The following is a 16,710-nucleotide window of genomic DNA, read 5'->3' as shown; positions in this document are numbered from 1 at the left end:
GCACGCGTCTCACAACCCGTGGGCGGCGAGACAGTATGACGAGATCGAAGTGCCGGGCGTAGTTTTTTAGGGCATCGCATGCCATATCCCGGTTTATGACCGTGGTGTAGCCATCGTCGTCCGAAGACAACGAGCGACTCGGTGTGTCTCGCAACGTGTCTTCTTTTCCAGTCAATAGTATTCAGGTAGGCAAGGATGGTTGCGAGACATCTGGAGGCGTCAATGGTGAAGCTGATTGGGTACGCGAGAGTCTCGACCAAGAGCCAGACCACGGATTGACAGGTCAGCGATCTGCTCGCTGCTGGCGTTCGCCGCGACGACGTCTATGTCGATCACGGTGTCAGTGGAGGTCGCGCGCGGCGGCCCGAATTCGACGCGGCACTGGACGCATTGCAGGCGGGTGACACCCTCGTCGTCACGACGCTTGACCGGTTGGGCCGGTCGACGAGCAACATGCTGGATCTCGCGGACTCACTGCGCATGCGCGGTGCCGCGCTTCGCGTTCTGAACCTGGGCGGGGGAGACGTGGACACGAGCGCGCCGATGTGCAGCATGGTGTTCACCGTCTTGGCGGCTTTGGCCGAGATGGAGCTGGCCATCAAACGCGAACATATCGTGGACAGCGTTAACAAGCGCCGGGCTGCCGGGCAGGATCTTGGCGGGCGCCGCCCGCGATTCACTGAAAGCCAGATCCTGAATGCCCGTCGCCTAGTCAACGCCGGCGAATCCGCCACCCAGGTTGCTCGAGATCTGAGCATGTCGCGCGCCATTCTCTATCTAAGGATCTCCCAACTCGGAGCGTGAAGGTCGGGTACTAAGTCGGAATTTGGATGATGAAACCGTGAAGCGACGTAGATTTTCTGTCCAGATGTTCCCCGCAGGCATCTTCTCGGGCGGGCATACCGGAGTGTGGGTTCCAGCCGCGGCCCGGAACCTCGAAATATGGCGCGTTTCCAGCTGTGCTCCGGCGGACTGTCCCTTTACGGCCAGTTCGTGCTGGACACCTTCGCCGCTTCGAGTGCATAATCGATTCCGGCCAGATTCCGGGGGACGCTGGGCAGCTCCTGCGATCAGGTCACGGGTCGCCGGGTCACGTGTGTGGCACGGGAAACACGTCGGGTTCAAATGACGACGCATTGACCCTAACGAAAGCGCCGATTGCCGGTCTTGACTTCGACTTCACGTAGGAACCACGGCAACCCTCAACCCGTCAGATAGCGACGCTATCTTTCTCGGTGGAAGGTAGCGTACGAGGCCAAGACTGCCGAGGTGCCTACCCAGGCCAGCAGTCCGAGCGCTCCCGATGAAATCGGCCAGATGCCGCCATCTTCAACGGCTGACACTCCGACCGCTTTGAGGAACAGCAGCGTGGGGCTCGTTTCTACAAGCCAGTTGATCGCGGGCGTCAGCGCGACAGGAAGGGGGGCCTGCAGGAAGGCGGCGGCTAGTGGGAAGACGATATATAGACCGACAAGTACGAGTACCGAAAGCAGGGGACGTCGAGTCAGAGTCGCGATAAAGAATGCCAACGAGCCGAATAGTACCGTGCACAACGGCACTACAATCAGGCTGGCGACGACGACCGCGAGCACCTCCGCAGAGAACCCGGCGCGGGCAAAGATCAGAACTGAGGTGACAACCGTGGCCGCAAGTGCAGTCATCGCGACCACAGCGCTGACACCAAGCCAGCGAGCGAGGAGGTGTCGGCGGCGCGATGGAACGAGTACGGCCATTGTTTCCAAGAAGCCGGACGAGATGTCCCGTCCGACGGCGGTGCAGATGCATAGTGAGACGCTTAGAGCGGTCGTGATCGCCGCGACCTCAAGCGAGCCGGTCACCGAAACGCCCTGAGAGTCCGCTGCGTCGGCGATGGACGAGAGCAGCAAGATGGATAGTGCTCCGGAGGCGATGCCGACCACAGCGCTTGCGATGAGCCCTCTAATCATCCCGCCTTGCCGGATTAGCCGTCCGATCTCTGCCCGAGCAACGACGGAAACAGACTGCGCTGGGACGGTCGTTATGTTCTGCGGTTCAGCCGTGTCAATCATTGTTGAACCTCGTTTTTCTGGCCTGCGCCGGAAGCGGCGCTGAGCGTCTTGAAGTACGTCTCCTCGAGAGTCTGTTTGATTACGCTCAAGTGTTCCAGCTCTCGCCCCGACTGGTAGACGGCTCGTCCGACGTCACCAGCCTCTGCGTCGGTCACGATCGCGCCCGATTCGAAGAGCGTGGCACGGAATCCTGAGGCGTTCAATTCGGCTACAGCTCCCGTGACATCCGACGCCTCGAAATATACCTGTTTCGCATCAGCTGATAGGAATGCCTCAAGAGCTCCCTGAAGCGTGACACGGCCGCCGTTGAGGAGCACGATGCTGTCTGCGACCATAGATAATTCGGCCATGTGGTGGGACGAGAGCAGAACGGTCTTGCCCTTTTGTGCGGCGTTCGCGACGAAGTGGCGCAGCCAGAGGATGGCATCCGGATCGAGGCCGTTGATGGGCTCGTCGAGGATGAGATTCTGCGGGTTGCCGACGACGACCGACGCGATGCCCAGCCGCTGTCGCATTCCGAGAGAGAAGGTTCGGACCTTTTGTTTCCTTGCAGCGGACAGGCCGACTAATTCGAGTGCGTCGTTGACGCTTCGGCGGCTAAGCCCTTGAACGTCGCAGATGTATGCCAAATATGACGACGCGGTCAGATGTTCGGGAACGAGCTCGGCCGACAGGAATGCCCCTAACACAGCACCGGGTTGGACGGCGTCTCGGTACCTCCCGCCGTCGATCTTGACGCTGCCCGCGGTTGGAATGATTGTCCCGGCAACGATTTTAAGAAGCGTGGACTTGCCCGCTCCATTCGGCCCGACGAATCCCGTAACCTCCCCATCTCGCGCGGTGAAGCTCACCTCTGAGAGCACCTCTCGCGTTCCGAAATGCTTGCTTACATTCACGATTTCTATCAATTCGCCTCTAGGTTTCTTTTTGTGGGCTGAGTCTGCGCGACGTCTCGCGTGCTCGCGCTCGCGGCCAGTCGATGCAAGTCCGTCATGCCAATACGGGCGAACCATGCCGAGCGTGGTTTTCCGGCGTAGTAGTGAAGACGGGAGAAAAGTGGCGTACTGCCGAGTGTGACCGTTGAAAGCACATGGATGCTGGAAGGCGCCAAATGCCATTCGCGCTCTGAAATGAAGGGAGAACTCACGGCGAATGCACGTCCGTCCGGCGCGAGAGAAATCGTCGCGGTACTCAGCCAGCCGATCGAGTAGAGAACGACAGCGAGCGCGCCGCCAAAAAGGAGATGAAAGTAGCGAGGTAGTGAGGGGTCATATAGCGACCAGACGACGACGGCGATTGGCGGGACTGCGACGAGAAGCATCGAGACGAGCGAACAGGTCGCGGCCTGCGCGCCTGACACCCGCGCGTAGCGAGTAGGTGCATTTTGCATCAACGTCTCAGTCAGGACTCTGGTGACGATGGCGTGTGGCAGAGATGGAAGGATAAGGTTTGTCCCGAGCCCCGTCGCCGAGTCTCGGGTGAGAAGCGAAAGTCGAACGCGCCCGATCACGCTCTCGACCAAGTTGCGCTTTAGGAGGACGCCAGAGACTGCGTCGGAATGAATGGTGCGGTCCTTGGTGTTGATCAACCCATATCGAATGGTGATGCCCTCGCGATTCTTGATCGCGATGAAGCCGTGCAACCGGACCGCCGAGACGACGAGACCGCCAGCTGTGACGACGGCGGCGATGGCAAGTGCGGAGACGACAGGCGACACGGTAATTACCGATTGTGCGACGGCACTAAGTCCGACAGAGTTGAGCAGGTCAGATGCCGATAGTGCGAGCGCACCACCTGCCAGCGCGAACTGTCCGTAGACGATGCTAGCGATGAGCAGATCCACAATCGACGAGCGATAGATGACTTCGTGGGTCGAGAGTTCCGCAGCCGCAATAGCAGGAAGACGATCGTGGTCTTTTGCGGCATCCCACGCGCGCCGGACTTCCGCGTAGGTCGCTGCATCAAGGGCAGGGAACTCGAAGCGCGTCGCGCCGTCTCCGGCTTGACCGAGCGTGACCTGCGACAGGCCGAATAGGCGCAATCCCCATGGTGAAGTTACGTCCAGTGCGCTCACCGACTGCCATTCGAGTGTTCTCGTATGAATGGTGAACAAGCCAGTGCGTATGGAAACCTCGTCGGGTGTGACGAGGATGTGATAGGTTCCCCGCGTATATAGGGGCGCGACGACGTGGGCCAGGATAAGCGGTCCGACAAGAATCCAGACCCAGACTCCAGGCCATATTCCTGGAGTAGTGGACAGCACGAATCCGCATAGGAGGAGTGCGGCCGTTCGGGGAATCGTTTGAACGTATGCGGCGAGCACGTAGGAGTTCGGCAGCTTGGTCGAAAGCACGCCGTTGGTGCTAGACGCCACGACAGGCCGGCGTCTGTTTGAGGAGGACCGTGCTGCGAATAGCAGTCGCCACGGCAGGCGTGATTGGCCCTAGGGGCTCGACGGCGACGATACAAGTGAAGCGTATTTTCACTAGGCCGAACTTTCGAAGGACCGGCCCCTCGGTGATCTCGACATTGAGCACCTGAGATGTTGCGATGGACGTAAATCGGCGAAAGAAGAGCCCTCGCACAATGTAGATCTCGTCACCAGTAACGGTGAATGACGTGTTGCGCATGCGCAGTCTGTTCATGATTTGTATTTCAAAGGCGATCGCCGCCGCGACGCCCAGCATTATCACGGTGAGAATCACCACGCGAAGGGGCTCGAAGACGAACCATGCGACAATGCTCACGGCCGAAGCGGTTACCAGAGCCGTTGCCGCGTCGATCGCGTTAAGGTACCGAAGCGCTTCGTTCGGCAGGCGATCGGAGCCCGGCTCGCCAAATGCCCGCACTCGAGGAGAAGAATTGTCGGCGAAGTTCGACATGGTCGCTCCAAAGTCTGATCGACGCTCCGGACTATGGCCCGCAGCCTCACGATCTATGGCCGGCGCCTAAGCGAGCATACACGTTCTCAAACGAATATGCTCGCCCTGAAAGCTGGTTTAGCCGAGTCCCAACCACGAAAGAATCCAACCGATGACGGTGCCATATGTTACACCGCGCTCAAGCCAAAGCTGGACCAGCTTAGCGTTCGCGCGGATCCACCTAACGATAGCGTTGACGCGCGACACGCCCCACCTCCACACCAGGGTGAAAACATATGCAATGAATCTCAGGACAATACCAACCATGTTTCTAGTCCGTTCTGTTAGTTCAGAACCATAAAGGTCCTGTCGGTCTATTACCGACTTAGCTAACCTACTTTTCGAGCCGTTCGGCCATAACCTTCGTGCGAATAGAGCTCGAAGAACCTTTGGGTCTTCGGCTCTATACATTCGACCCGCTGCCAACCAGCGGGGGCTCTTGAGCGGTGCGATCACCTGGGGTGCGTGTGGACTTGGCATGCCCACGCGTACGCCCCTTGCTGCGGTCGCAGATATTGTCCCCTGTCGTCCTCGCTAGCAGAATTCACCTGAGGGATTGCGAATGTAGCACTACGCTGTACCGAGGGGGTCGATAGAGGACGATGGGCAAGAAACCGGGCCGTTCCAGATATGGGACGGTTCAACTGCCATGGAAGAGGCCGGCGGCCGTCGATTCCTCTTCGTTCACTTCGTTTACGGCACTTCGCGAACTCGGGGGGGGAAAATTGATTCGACCGCACCACATCCGTGTACTAATTGCTGACGAGGAGACGCTGGTGCGCAGGGCGCTGGAATCGTTCGTCAACGGGGCCGACGATATGTCGGTCGTCGGCGAGGCGCGCACAGGGGGGATCGCAGTGCATTTGCATGCTCAACTCAAACCCGACGTCGTCATCGTTAGTCTGGTGGAAGGCGAGGACGGTGTTGAGACAATCCGCCGCATACGGGAGACAGATCCCGGTGCCCGGGTTCTCGCTCTAACGAATTCCGGATCGGGGGCTACTGGCGTTACGACCTCAGCGGGTTGCACCGTGATGGCGTTGAGAGCCGGAACCCGGGGGTTCGTGATGCGGGACGAAGAGCCCGAAGCCTTGCTCTCTCGGATCCGCGAGGTACATGGCGGTGACACCGTCTTGTCTCAGAGCGCCACCCTTGATCTGATCGCGTTCGTCTTGGCTGTTCCTGAAAAGACGAACTTTGATGCTCTGTCGGCCGACGAGCACTTGTCGGACCTTGAGTTGTCGGTCGTGCGACTGCTAGCCCAGGGCATGTCGAATGCGGAAATCGCGCAGGGGCTGCACCTCTCCGAGGCAGGAGTCAAGATGCGTTTAGCAAAGATAATGGCCAAGTGGGGTTCGCGTACGCGTTTGCACGTGCTGATCCGAGCGGTTCGCGTTGGCCTCGTGGAATTGAGCCAGCCGCCCTTGACTCTGATGTACTGAGTCAGGACGTTGGTGAAAGTCGGCTGGTGGGGGCTGCTCTGATTGCGGTGTGAATGCGTTCAGTGTTGTAGTACTCGAGCCAGGGCGCAAGGGCTTGGGCGCGGTGGTTGTTGCTGGTGTATTTCTGCCGGTAGGCCCATTCCGCGGCGAGGGTTCGGTTGAGTCGTTCAACTTTGCCGTTGGTCCAGGGTCCGTGCGGTTTGATGAACTTCTGCACGGCTCCGAGCGCGGCGACGGCGTTTTTGAAGACCTGAGTTTTCGATGGGCGAATGCGTTGTCGGAGATGACGCGTTCAAGGCGGATGCCGTGGTCGGCGAAATACTGGCAGCGCGGGTGAGGACTTCGGCGGCCGTCGCACCTTTTTCATCGGGCTGGATCTCTGCATAGGCCAAGCGGGAATCGTCGTCGATGACGACGTGGACGTAGTCGAAACCGATCCGGCGACCACGGACCGCTTCGCTGCCGCCGTGGGCTCGCCAGCCACCATCGTCGGGAATTCGGCCCAGCTTCTTTACGTCAACATGCACGAGTCCACCCGGCGTGGCGCGTTCAAACCGAATCACCGCCGCGCGGCCGGCGCCGATCGTGGCCCCGGTCATCGGATTTAATCACGCTAACGGCGGTAGCTGATTATCGGGTCACGATCCGAGACACCGTCCGGGCGGGGACCCCGGTCGTGGCGGCGATGCGCAACGGCCCGCGACGGTCCAGCAGCCGAACGACCACCGATGACGCGCTGAACGAGCAAGGCCCTTCCGTGATGGTTCAATCGGGCATTAGCGTGGGACACGAGAACCTCCGTGTTAGTTGGCGACTTTGACATCACCATCACAACCGGAGGTTCTCCCTATTTCAACTACCGACTGTCACCAACGTGTCGGCTACGTACAGCTAGATGCACCTGACGCAAAGAGAAATGTGAGCCCCGTTGACGCAGCCGCGCTGAAGGCTCTGCCTACCCGCCCAGCTTCTTCCGGCGCGAAGCGAGCAGCGCATACGACACAGCTGCGGCAACGATCCCGGCCGCAATTGCGATTACACCACGAGCGACGGGGTTTAGGTCCGACAGGAGAGCAATCGCGATGCTGACACCTAGGATTACGACGAACAGCACGACACCGGAGAGCGACTGCGGAGTGATCTTCTTTATATCGGACATGGCGTTACTGTAGCAGCGTACGGAGGTCCAGCCTCAGAGATGTGGCATGGTCGCCATAAATGAATCCCTTGTCCATACCGAGAATTTTCGTATCAATTTTTCGGGCACGCCGGTAGCTGACATCTCGTTTCTCGTGCGGCGGGGGGAGACGTTCGAGTTTGTGAGGTCCACCGGGTCGGGGAAGACGACCATGCTACGAGCCTTGCCCAGGGGAATTACATTCCCCTCGCGGGAATTCTCCACGTGGATAGCCACCCATTTACGTCGGAGGCGGGCAGTCCTATGGGGTATCTACCGAAGGAGCGGGGCTGTACAAGAAGGAATCTGTCCTAACCGTGATGATTTACTCTCGCCAACTCAAGGGCCTAAGTAGGAAAGTAGGAGAAAATGATGCGGCGTTCATGGTGATAGTCAAGCAGCCAGAGCAAGCCGATGGTTGGGGCTGTCGGATTTAGATGGCGGTGTTGAGGGGGAGATCCCGTTCGCTGGTGTTTTGTCTTGGTCAGAGATACGAGTGCCCGAACGGGGGTATTGCTGTTCCTCGGGGGCTACATAATCTTGGGAAAAGGCCTGGTTGCTCAAGGAGCGGTGTGAGTAAAATGATCGTGACATTACGACGCCGATTTGCGCGATGGCCGGTTTTCGTTCTCGTCGGCGTGAATCCTCGCGGTCAGCTACCCGCCGTCCTTGTGGATCCGGTGGATTGCACAGGGCGGGTCATTCGCGGCTTGTGGCTGGGCGATAGCGTCGACGACGGGGATGATGGCACGACGTATCGCAGAGTGAAATGGGTGAGGTGAAGGAGCGGATCAGGATCAGCGGTAAGACTCGCAGCCGCAGCGTCACCTCTAGGACTCTTTGCCCGCGCGCACGTGCTGCCCGCAGCTCTACCGGCAGCGTCGAACGGCAACCGTGACCGAGACGAACCGGATGCGGGAACTGTGCAGCAGACCTACTCACAGCCGTTCATGATGGTGCCGTGGGGCTACTGCGGGGGCCGCCAGCGGGATCAGTCAACGGTTGAACCCGGGAGGGGCGATGGTGCGTTCTCGATCGAGGCGACTCATAAGGAAACTCCGTTGTTACGGTTGTGATGTGCAGAGCAGCCATGGCTGCCTGGTGGGGGCGGAGCAGGCCGCCAGCGGCATTACAGTCACCGCAACCTCCTTCATCCAGTAGTACTTCAACTGTCCTTACTGGCCGCCACTACCAGGGCTCGATTCACCGCCGGCCGTGTAGGAGGCGGCACCAACGCCAGCAAGTTGCCCGCCGTCGACGATGAGATATTCTTTCCTAATAGGTCGACCGGCGAACCAGTCTTCGAGAATCTCCCGGGTGCCCGCGGCGTAACGAGATTGAGCGGAAAGAGTCGAACCTGAAACGTGGGGGGTCATGCCGTTATGCGGCATCGTGCGCCAGGGGTGGTCGGCCGCCGGTGGCTGCGGGTACCAGACGTCGCCGGCATATCCGGCGAGTTGCCCTGACTCGAGCGCGCGTACGATCGCGTCACGGTCTGTGATCTCGGCGCGGGCCGTGTTGACGATGTAAGAGCCGCGTTTCATCGACGCGATCAGAGCGTCGTCGAAGAGGTGATATGTCTCCGGATGCAACGGTGCATGGATCGATACAACGTCGACGGCTTGCACGAGAGAGGCAGCATCCGGGTGGAAAGTCAGGCCGAGTTCACGCTCAATCTCGGGCGACAGCCGGTTCTTGTCGGTGTAGTGCAAGTGGACGTCGAACGGTGCGAGTCGGCGCAAGACGGCACGCCCGATGCGGCCGGCCGCGATGACACCGACGTTCATTCCTTCGAGGTCATACGCGCGCTCGACGCTGTCGGCGATGTTCCAGCCACCATTGACAACCCATTCGTGGGACGGGAGGTAGTTGCGCACGAGGGCGAGGATTTGCATGACCGCGTGCTCTGCGACACTGATGCTGTTGCTGTACGTCTCCTCGACCACGGTGATCCCCTGGTTGATTGCTGCGTCCAGGTCGACGTGATCTGAACCAATGCCGGCCGTGATCGCGAGCTTCAAGTTCGGTGCCTTCGCGATCCTCTCTTTCGTCAAATAGGCCGGCCAGAACGGTTGGGAAATCACGATGTCTGCAGTCGCAAGCTCCCGCTCGAACACCGAATCCGGACCGTCTTTGTCCGAAGTGACAACTAATTCATGTCCGGCCGATTCAAGAAATTTGCGCAGGCCAAGTTCACCGGAGACCGAACCCAGGAGTTCACCCGGGGTGAAATCAGTGGCGGAAGGGCTTGGCAACGTCTGACCGCCGGGGTAACCGTCAAGCACCGGGAGGGTGTCGCGCGCATATTGCGGCGGGTACCCGGTAACGGAGTCCGGGTAGAGTACGAGGAGAATCTTGGCCATGTGGCCTCTTTCTGAGACGCCGGTCTGACAGGTGTCGCGCCCGGTTGATGCGCTTCACCCAGTTTCTGCCTCGCCGCTCCAGCCTGTCCAAGACCAGAAATTGGCCAGCCGATAGCTGCCGGCTATTGAACCGCTTTCACTGTGGATGCAGCAGTACCGGACAAACCCATCGAAAGGTCTTGGTCGAACAGTTCGCCAAGCTCTTGGTCGAACAGTTCGCCAAGCTCTTGGTCGAACAGTTCGCCAAGCTCTTGGTCGAATAGTTCGTCCAGCGACAGCTTCGCTGCAACCGGCTCTCTTATCGGAGGAATGCGATGGCTTGGTGTCGGCGGGGAACAAGTACCCCTGACCGCTCTTTTCGTTCTCATCATCGGCGGCCCGGAAGCCGATGATTACTCGGCCGGTTATCTCGCCCAAGTCTGTCTGGGAATAGTGGTGGGACTTTTGGTCAACCTACTAATTTTGCCGCCTCTTGCTATCGGCACGGCTGTCGAGCGGTTGACTATTTTTCGAGGCACCCTCNCAAACCCCAAGTACGCGGGCCCATCTTGTGGGACCCCACCCAAACCTGGCGCCCCGCCCACAGCCACCGCGCCAACACCCCCAGCCCCGAACCGTACTGGCGCAACTAAGACAGTCAAATGTGGCGAGCATCTGTTGCGCTGTGACTGTGACTGTGACTGTGACTGTGACTGTGACTGTGACTGTGACTGTGACTGTGACCAGCATTGATGCGGAGCCCAACTGTGGAACGCCCACTCGGGCTAGCGCGTTACAGTCGTCTACTTTCGGTGCCCCCGGTAGGAATCGAACCTACGACAATCGGATTAGAAGGCCGGTGCTCTATCCACTGAGCTACGGGGGCGGGACTACTCAAGGTTACAGGCCGCTGGCAGCGATCCGGTCACCACCGCTTACAGCTCGGGTGTCAGCGCGGAACGGCGCCGGCCTCCACGATCGAAAATCCGGGACACGCCACGAGTTCGGTGGCCGGCAACGATTCGATGGGCACGGTCTCGGTCATGGCTTCTTTACTGGGGCACGTGATGCGGACGAAGATGACGTGACACTGCGCCGGGCCAAGGCGTCCACCGACGGCGTCGCGCTGACCAGTTGCTGCGTATACGGGTGCAGCGGGCTGTCGTAGACGTCGGCGGTCGGCCCGCATTCGACGATGCGTCCGTCGGAGATGACGGCAACGGTGTCACAGAGGTGACGAATGACGGCGAGGTCGTGGGAGACGAACACGAGGGTGAGCTGGTATTCGTCGACCAGGTCGGCGAGCAGGTTCAAGACCTGGGCACGCACCGACACGTCCAGTGCGCTGACCGCCTCGTCTGCCACCAGAACCCGCGGCCTGGTGATGAGCGCCCGCGCAATAGAAATGCGTTGCCGCTGACCACCGGAGAATTGGTGCGGATACCGATGCATCACGTCAGCGTCGAGCCCGACTGCCGCCAGTTGGGCTTCCACCCGGGCCAGCGTCTCGGTCCGACCGACGTGGCGCAGTGGTTCCGCGACGATGTCGCGCACGCGCATGCGCGGATCCAGCGACCCCATCGGGTCTTGGAACACGATCTGCACCCGGCTGCGAAAGTCGCGCAGTTGTCGTTCGGACGCTCCCCTGATCGGTTGGCCGAGCACGTCGACCGTGCCGGATGTCGGCTGGTCGAGGACGCAGAGAATACGCATGAGGGTGGATTTACCAGAACCGGACTCCCCCACGATGCCAAACCGTTGCCCCGCGGCGATATCGAAGGACACGTCACGCAAACCGTGCACGGTCGGCGCCAGGGCGAACACGCCGCCGCCGTGTCGCCGATACTGCCGGCTGAGGTCACGTACCGAAATGGTGGGCGCCCCGGCCACCTCATTGAAGATGACCCGGGGACCGCCCAATTCGAGGCGCTGGTGAGCGGCGCGGTGAGGCGGCAGGATCGGCACGGCTGTGGCATCCGTATGCACGCGGCTGAGCCGGGAATCTGCCACACGCGGGGTGCCGATGACAGGCCGGGTGTGCAGCCGGCCCCGGTCGTCGACCGAGGAGAGATCCGAGTCCGCGATCAGTTTTTGCGTATACGGATGCTGCGGCGCGGTCAGCACGCGCCCGACCGGCCCGTCCTCGACGATCTCGCCCTGGTACATCACAAGAACCCGCTGGCATACCTCGGCGACCACCGCGATGTCGTGGGTGATCAGCAGCAACGCGGTACCACGGTCGGCGACGAGGTTGCCGATAAGCTTCAGCACCTCGGCTTGCACGGTCACATCGAGCGCAGTGGTCGGTTCGTCGCAGAGCAGTAGCTCGGGGTCGTTGGCCATGGCCATGGCCAGCATGACCCGTTGACGCTGTCCGCCGGAGAGTTGATGTGGAAGGGCGAGGGCAGTCTCGGCGGGGTTCGATAATTTGACGAGGGCCAGAAGTTCGACTGCGCGTTGCCGGGCACGGCGTCGACCGTTTTCGGTATGGTGCGCCGTCATGATCTCGGCTACCTGCGCTCCGACCCGCATCAGCGGGTTCAGGGCGGTCATCGGTTCCTGAAACACCATCGCCATGGTGTTGCCACGCAACTGGTTCAGGCGGCGTTCGGGTGCGGTGAGCAGGTCGTCGGCGACCCCGTTCAAGTACACAGTGCCGGTGGCGGTCAGGGTTTCCGGAAGCAGCCCCATGACGCTTGTCGCGGTGAGCGACTTTCCCGACCCTGACTCTCCGATCAGACCGACGCGTTCACCGGCCGCGATGTCGAAACTGATGCCGTGCAGCAGCTCTGTGAAGGGCGAACCGACCCGCAGGCCTCGCACGCTGAGGGTGGGTGTTGGTGCGCTCATGGTCATCGTTGCACCTGCATTCTCGGGTCGAAACGATCTCGGAGGCCGTCACCGAGCAGGTTGAACCCGAGCACAGCAATGGCGATGGCGATTCCCGGCCAGACGATGAGCAACGGCTCGATGAACAGGTACCCCTGGGCATCCTGCAGCATGCGCCCCCAGGACGGTGTGGGTGGCGGCGTGCCGAGCCCCAAATAGGAAAGTGCGGCCTCGGCCAGAACCGCGATGCCGAAGGAGACTGACGCCTGCACGATGAGCATGCCACTGATATTGGGCAGTACGTGTCGCACCCCGACGAAGACTCCGCTCTTGCCGGCGGCGCGGGCCGCCTGCACGTACTCGCGGCTCATGATCTGCATGGTTCCGCTGCGGGCGATGAGGGCGAACGCGGGTGCCGTGCCGATACCGAGCGCGACCATCGCACTGACGGTGCCGGCTCCGAAAATGGCGCCGAAAATGATCGCGAGCAGCAGGGCGGGAAAGGCGAGGGCAATGTCATTGCCGCGCATCATGAACTGGTCGAGCCGGCCCGGATTCATACCGGCGACGATACCGAAGGGCACGCCGAGCACCGCCGCGATCCCGACGGCGACCGTGCCCACGAGCAGTGAGATCTGGGCGCCACGCAGGATGGAACTGAGCACATCACGCCCGAAGCTGTCGGTGCCCAGCAGATGCGCAGCATCCGGTGGGCGCAGGATCGAATCCGAGAAGACCCCCTCCGGGTCGAACGGAGTCCAAAATGCGGACAAGACGGCCGCCAGCACGACGAGTCCAATGAGCACACAGCCGGCCCTGAGCGTGCCGCCGCCGTTCCTGCGGCGCGGTGCGGGGCGTAGCCCGGTGGGGGCGCCGACCCCGGGACCGATGGTGGTCATCCAGCCCTCCGAAGTCGGGGATCGATCACCGTGAAGGCAAGATCAACGAGAAAGTTCAGCACCAGCACGAAGACGACCAGCACGAGCACGATTCCCTGCACGGCGGGCAAGTCGCGAAGAGCGACCTTGTCGAGCAGCAGGCTGCCGAGGCCGGGAATGCTAAAGACCCGCTCGATCACGACCGCGCCGACTAGAAGAGTGGCAATCTGCACGCCGAGCACGGTCATCACCGGAACAGCCGCGTTACGCAGCCCGTGCCGGAGCAGGGCCCGCCCCGCGCCGAGGCCCTTGGCCCTGGCGGTTCGGATGAAGTCTTCCCGCATCACTTCCAAAACCGAGGAGCGCACGTAGCGGCTGAGTACAGCGCCCTGCACACTACCGAGGGCGATCGCCGGCAAAATCAGATGTTCCAGGAATCCGCCGAAGTCCTCGCCCGGGTCGACCCAGCCGCCCGCTGGCAGCCAGCGCAACGTCACTGCAAACACCGTGACGAGCAGCATCCCGGCCAGAAAACCGGGCACGGCAACACCGATCTGGCTGATGCCCGACAAAACGGCGCCGTCGGGTCTGCGCTGCCGCACCGCAGTCAGGATTCCGAACGGGACCGCGAAGAGCAGTGCCAGCACCACGCTGGTGAGCACAAGGATCACTGTGATGCCGAGGGCATCCGTTATTTCAGGGCCGATCGGCTGACGCGACACCGTAGAGTCACCGAAGTCGCCGATGAGCACGTGCCCGAACCAGTCCAGGTAGCGTACGACCGCGGGGCGGTCGAGCCCCATGGCCGTGGCCTGCGCCGCGACATCCGCTTCGGTTGCCTGCACCCCCAGCGCGATGCGGGCGGCATTGCCGGGCAGAATCGACAGCATCAGGAACGTTGCGATCGACGCCACCACGACGGTGGTGGCGAACACTAGAATGCGCCGCAGAACCACAAGGACCATAGCGACACTTTCCTCTGACTGATTCACGCCTCTGACCGATTTACGGTTGGCACGACACTGACGAGCGCCGCGCAATCGCTCAAACGACAACCGTACGCGTTCCGGCTATTCCCGCCCTATCGTGCGATCGTCGACAGGTCCAACGCGAGGCTCGGCGTGTTCCTCGGCACACCGAGCAGATCGGCGTCCGCGATCGAGATGGCCGGTTGCAGGTAGAGCCAATCGGCGGCGGCTTCCTCCGCCATGGTCCGCGTGGCTTCCTTCATCAGTTCGGTGTAGCTGGTCGGGTCGGCGGCATCCGCTTCAACGAATTTAGCCATCACCGCGGGCGAGTCGTAGCCCGCGTAATAGGTGGCGGCGGCGAAGACACTCACGTCGCGCGGTTCGCTGTGCATGATGAGCGACATGTCGTAGTCGTGGCCGGAGAAGACCTCGTCCAGCCAGATGGCGGGAAATTCGAGCGTCGTCACGTCGGCGGTGATGCCCACCTTGGCGAGCTGGTCTTTCACCACCTGGGCGCCGGCCACGGCGTAGGGAAGGTTGGGAATTTTGAAGTCAACGGTCAGGTCGCTCACCCCGGCCTCGTCGAGAAGTTCGATAGCCGTGTCGGGGTCGTACGGGTAGAGATCGGCCAGGCTCTCGTCATACCAGGGGTCGGTCGGTGGCACCATGGATCCGATCAGCAGGCCGTAACCGCTGTTCGCTGTGTCCATGATGGCTTGGCGGTCGATGGCATACATGACCGCCTGTCGAACCCGAATGTCGCTGAACGCATCGCTGGCATTGTTCATCGACAGCGTGACCTCGCCGGTGCTGGCGCCTTCAAGCACCTGGAAGTCGGAATTGGCCTTGAACTGATCGACGAGCTGAAACTGCGAGATGCCTGAGATGAGATTGATATCGCCACTGAACAACGCGTTGGTCTGCGCCGTCGCATCCGTGAAGTAACGCAGGGTGACGTCGCTCATATAGGGCGCCTCGCCCCAATAGTCGGCGTTGGCGGCGAGCACGAGGCTGTCGCCGGTTTTGAACGAGCTGACCGTGTACGGTCCGGTGCCAATCGGAGCGGTGGCGAGGTCAGCGATACCGGATTCGGTGAACATCGTGCCGACCGGACCGCTCATGTTGAAGAGCCAGCTGTTGCTCGACTTCGACAGGGTGATGCGTGCCTCGGTATCGCTGACGGCTTCAATACTCGCGATCGGGTCAAGGTAGGTGGGCCCGTTGGCGGTCCAGTTGTCCTTGACGCGTTCGAGGCTGAATTTGACGCTCTCGGCAGTGAATGGCGAACCGTCGGAGAAGGTCACTCCATCGCGCAGCAGAAAGTCGTAGACCAGTCCGTCGTCGCTGACGGTCCAGGATTTGGCGAGCAGGGGAATGATGGTGCCGTCATTGTTGAGTTTCACCAGCCCCTCGTAGACGTTGTAGAGCAGGGCCTGCGGAATCGCCGCACCGGCGGTCGTGGTGTAGTCGAGGTTTCCGGGCGTGGCCAGCAGGCCAACAGTCAACGCGGTGCCACCTTCCGCGTCGGTCGTGCCCGAGCCGGTGGAACAACCGACCAGGGCCATGGACGCGGCCATGACTGTCGCAATGCTGACGAACATGTTGCGCCGGATGGATGACCTCATGTGTGTGCCCCTATGGTTCGGCTGGTCCGACGAAGACCGACCAGAGGTGCTGCGGAAAATACCGTGCAGATCTGCGCGTACTGATCTGCGCGAACTGATCTGCGGCGTGGCGCTTCCAGCGCTCTGATCGACATGCGACGAGAACCCGTGGCAGCCCCCCGGTCAGAGCGCCTTGGCCGCTGCTACGAGAACCTGCGACAGGGTCGGAACGCCGGCTGCACGAAAAACCTCCGTGCCGGCACCATTGGTGATGATGACCGTGGGAGTGTTGCGAATGAGGAACGTCTCGGCCTGCTCCGGCTCACCGGCAACATCGATTTCGCGCACGGTCGCCCCGGGGACCAACCGCTTAGCCTCGGCGAGCACCGCTCGCGTTTGCACGCACGGCTCGCAGAATGACGACGAATACAGTGTGAATTCCATGAGGGCCTCGCAGGTCGCGCGTGAATGAGCAGTAGGCCATAAGTTTACAGGCCGTGT

Annotated in this window: 13 protein-coding genes, 1 tRNA gene and 2 pseudogenes; 2 read left to right on the top strand and 14 right to left on the bottom strand. The window is 61.1% G+C overall.

Features of this window, described 5'->3' with window-relative positions; all coding sequences use genetic code 11:
* Positions 1–222: 222 nt before the first annotated feature.
* A pseudogene (locus E3T27_RS01145) lies at positions 223–804 on the top strand (recombinase family protein).
* 419 nt (positions 805–1,223) lie between these two features.
* Here the strand turns inward: E3T27_RS01145 and E3T27_RS01140 are convergent.
* The 4 genes from E3T27_RS01140 to E3T27_RS01125 all read right to left on the bottom strand — a co-directional run bounded on the left by E3T27_RS01140 (position 1,224) and on the right by E3T27_RS01125 (position 4,930).
* The gene (locus tag E3T27_RS01140) at positions 1,224–1,946 is read right to left on the bottom strand and encodes a hypothetical protein (RefSeq protein ID WP_134571315.1); all 723 of its coding nucleotides are present in this window, start codon (positions 1,944–1,946) and stop codon (positions 1,224–1,226) included.
* Between the two features lie 98 nt (positions 1,947–2,044).
* Positions 2,045–3,061 carry an ATP-binding cassette domain-containing protein gene (locus tag E3T27_RS01135; RefSeq protein WP_241992062.1) on the bottom strand — a complete coding sequence of 339 codons (1,017 nt, stop codon included), beginning with the start codon at positions 3,059–3,061 and terminating at the stop codon, positions 2,045–2,047.
* On the bottom strand, positions 2,953–4,401 hold the full coding sequence (locus E3T27_RS01130; protein WP_206750142.1) for a PH domain-containing protein: 1,449 nt from the start codon (positions 4,399–4,401) through the stop codon (positions 2,953–2,955). Before E3T27_RS01130 ends, E3T27_RS01135 begins: the two co-directional genes overlap by 109 nt.
* 10 nt (positions 4,402–4,411) lie before the next feature.
* Positions 4,412–4,930, bottom strand: coding sequence for a PH domain-containing protein (locus tag E3T27_RS01125; protein ID WP_134571313.1), 519 nt, complete (start codon positions 4,928–4,930; stop codon positions 4,412–4,414).
* A 641-nt stretch (positions 4,931–5,571) separates the two neighbouring features.
* On the opposite strand from E3T27_RS01125, the gene E3T27_RS01120 reads away from it, so the two are divergent.
* The gene (locus E3T27_RS01120) at positions 5,572–6,411 is read left to right on the top strand and encodes a response regulator (RefSeq protein ID WP_134571312.1); all 840 of its coding nucleotides are present in this window, start codon (positions 5,572–5,574) and stop codon (positions 6,409–6,411) included.
* 1 nt (position 6,412) lies between these two features.
* Here the strand turns inward: E3T27_RS01120 and E3T27_RS01115 are convergent.
* From E3T27_RS01115 to E3T27_RS01070, 10 genes and pseudogenes are all read right to left on the bottom strand, one after another.
* Positions 6,413–7,137: pseudogene (locus tag E3T27_RS01115) on the bottom strand (integrase core domain-containing protein); the annotation flags it as partial.
* Positions 7,138–7,366: 229 nt separating this feature from the next.
* A complete protein-coding gene (locus E3T27_RS01110) occupies positions 7,367–7,570 on the bottom strand; it encodes a hypothetical protein (RefSeq protein ID WP_134571311.1) in 204 nt (67 codons plus the stop codon).
* Positions 7,571–8,763: 1,193 nt separating this feature from the next.
* Positions 8,764–9,951 (bottom strand): NAD-dependent formate dehydrogenase, encoded by a 1,188-nt coding sequence (locus tag E3T27_RS01105; RefSeq protein WP_134571310.1) that lies wholly within the window; start codon positions 9,949–9,951, stop codon positions 8,764–8,766.
* Between the two features lie 122 nt (positions 9,952–10,073).
* Positions 10,074–10,322 (bottom strand): hypothetical protein, encoded by a 249-nt coding sequence (locus E3T27_RS16370; protein WP_166786050.1) that lies wholly within the window; start codon positions 10,320–10,322, stop codon positions 10,074–10,076.
* Positions 10,323–10,743: 421 nt separating this feature from the next.
* Positions 10,744–10,816, bottom strand: a tRNA-Arg gene (locus tag E3T27_RS01095).
* A 155-nt stretch (positions 10,817–10,971) separates the two neighbouring features.
* Entirely contained in the window at positions 10,972–12,780 is a 1,809-nt protein-coding gene (locus tag E3T27_RS01090) for a dipeptide ABC transporter ATP-binding protein (RefSeq protein ID WP_166786049.1), read from the bottom strand.
* Positions 12,781–12,782: 2 nt separating this feature from the next.
* Positions 12,783–13,658 carry an ABC transporter permease gene (locus tag E3T27_RS01085; RefSeq protein ID WP_134571308.1) on the bottom strand — a complete coding sequence of 292 codons (876 nt, stop codon included), beginning with the start codon at positions 13,656–13,658 and terminating at the stop codon, positions 12,783–12,785.
* Positions 13,655–14,602, bottom strand: coding sequence for an ABC transporter permease (locus E3T27_RS01080; protein ID WP_104197745.1), 948 nt, complete (start codon positions 14,600–14,602; stop codon positions 13,655–13,657). The genes E3T27_RS01085 and E3T27_RS01080 overlap by 4 nt, the downstream gene beginning before the upstream one ends.
* Positions 14,603–14,718: 116 nt before the next feature.
* Positions 14,719–16,230 (bottom strand): ABC transporter substrate-binding protein, encoded by a 1,512-nt coding sequence (locus E3T27_RS01075; RefSeq protein WP_198416452.1) that lies wholly within the window; start codon positions 16,228–16,230, stop codon positions 14,719–14,721.
* A gap of 162 nt (positions 16,231–16,392) precedes the next feature.
* Complete coding sequence (locus E3T27_RS01070; RefSeq protein ID WP_134571307.1) at positions 16,393–16,653, bottom strand: YbbN family protein; 261 nt, start codon at positions 16,651–16,653, stop codon at positions 16,393–16,395.
* Between the last annotated feature and the right edge of the window lie 57 nt (positions 16,654–16,710).

The sequence above is a fragment of the Cryobacterium lyxosi genome, assembly GCF_004403345.1.
GTDB classification, from domain to species: Bacteria; Actinomycetota; Actinomycetes; order Actinomycetales; family Microbacteriaceae; genus Cryobacterium; species Cryobacterium lyxosi.
This window is presented reverse-complemented; position numbering and strand designations above follow the sequence as displayed.

Bases quoted from the DNA above. Each gene is read 5' to 3' on its own strand.
- E3T27_RS01070 (WP_134571307.1), bottom strand. From the start codon at position 16,653: ATGGAATTCACACTGTATTCGTCGTCATTCTGCGAGCCGTGCGTGCAA.
- E3T27_RS01075 (WP_198416452.1), bottom strand. From the start codon at position 16,230: ATGAGGTCATCCATCCGGCGCAACATGTTCGTCAGCATTGCGACAGTC.
- E3T27_RS01135 (WP_241992062.1), bottom strand. From the start codon at position 3,061: ATGGTTCGCCCGTATTGGCATGACGGACTTGCATCGACTGGCCGCGAG.
- E3T27_RS01080 (WP_104197745.1), bottom strand. From the start codon at position 14,602: ATGGTCCTTGTGGTTCTGCGGCGCATTCTAGTGTTCGCCACCACCGTC.
- E3T27_RS01120 (WP_134571312.1), top strand. From the start codon at position 5,572: ATGGGCAAGAAACCGGGCCGTTCCAGATATGGGACGGTTCAACTGCCA.
- E3T27_RS01125 (WP_134571313.1), bottom strand. From the start codon at position 4,930: ATGTCGAACTTCGCCGACAATTCTTCTCCTCGAGTGCGGGCATTTGGC.
- E3T27_RS01140 (WP_134571315.1), bottom strand. From the start codon at position 1,946: ATGATTAGAGGGCTCATCGCAAGCGCTGTGGTCGGCATCGCCTCCGGA.
- E3T27_RS01110 (WP_134571311.1), bottom strand. From the start codon at position 7,570: ATGTCCGATATAAAGAAGATCACTCCGCAGTCGCTCTCCGGTGTCGTG.
- E3T27_RS01085 (WP_134571308.1), bottom strand. From the start codon at position 13,658: ATGACCACCATCGGTCCCGGGGTCGGCGCCCCCACCGGGCTACGCCCC.
- E3T27_RS16370 (WP_166786050.1), bottom strand. From the start codon at position 10,322: ATGATGAGAACGAAAAGAGCGGTCAGGGGTACTTGTTCCCCGCCGACA.
- E3T27_RS01105 (WP_134571310.1), bottom strand. From the start codon at position 9,951: ATGGCCAAGATTCTCCTCGTACTCTACCCGGACTCCGTTACCGGGTAC.
- E3T27_RS01090 (WP_166786049.1), bottom strand. From the start codon at position 12,780: ATGAGCGCACCAACACCCACCCTCAGCGTGCGAGGCCTGCGGGTCGGT.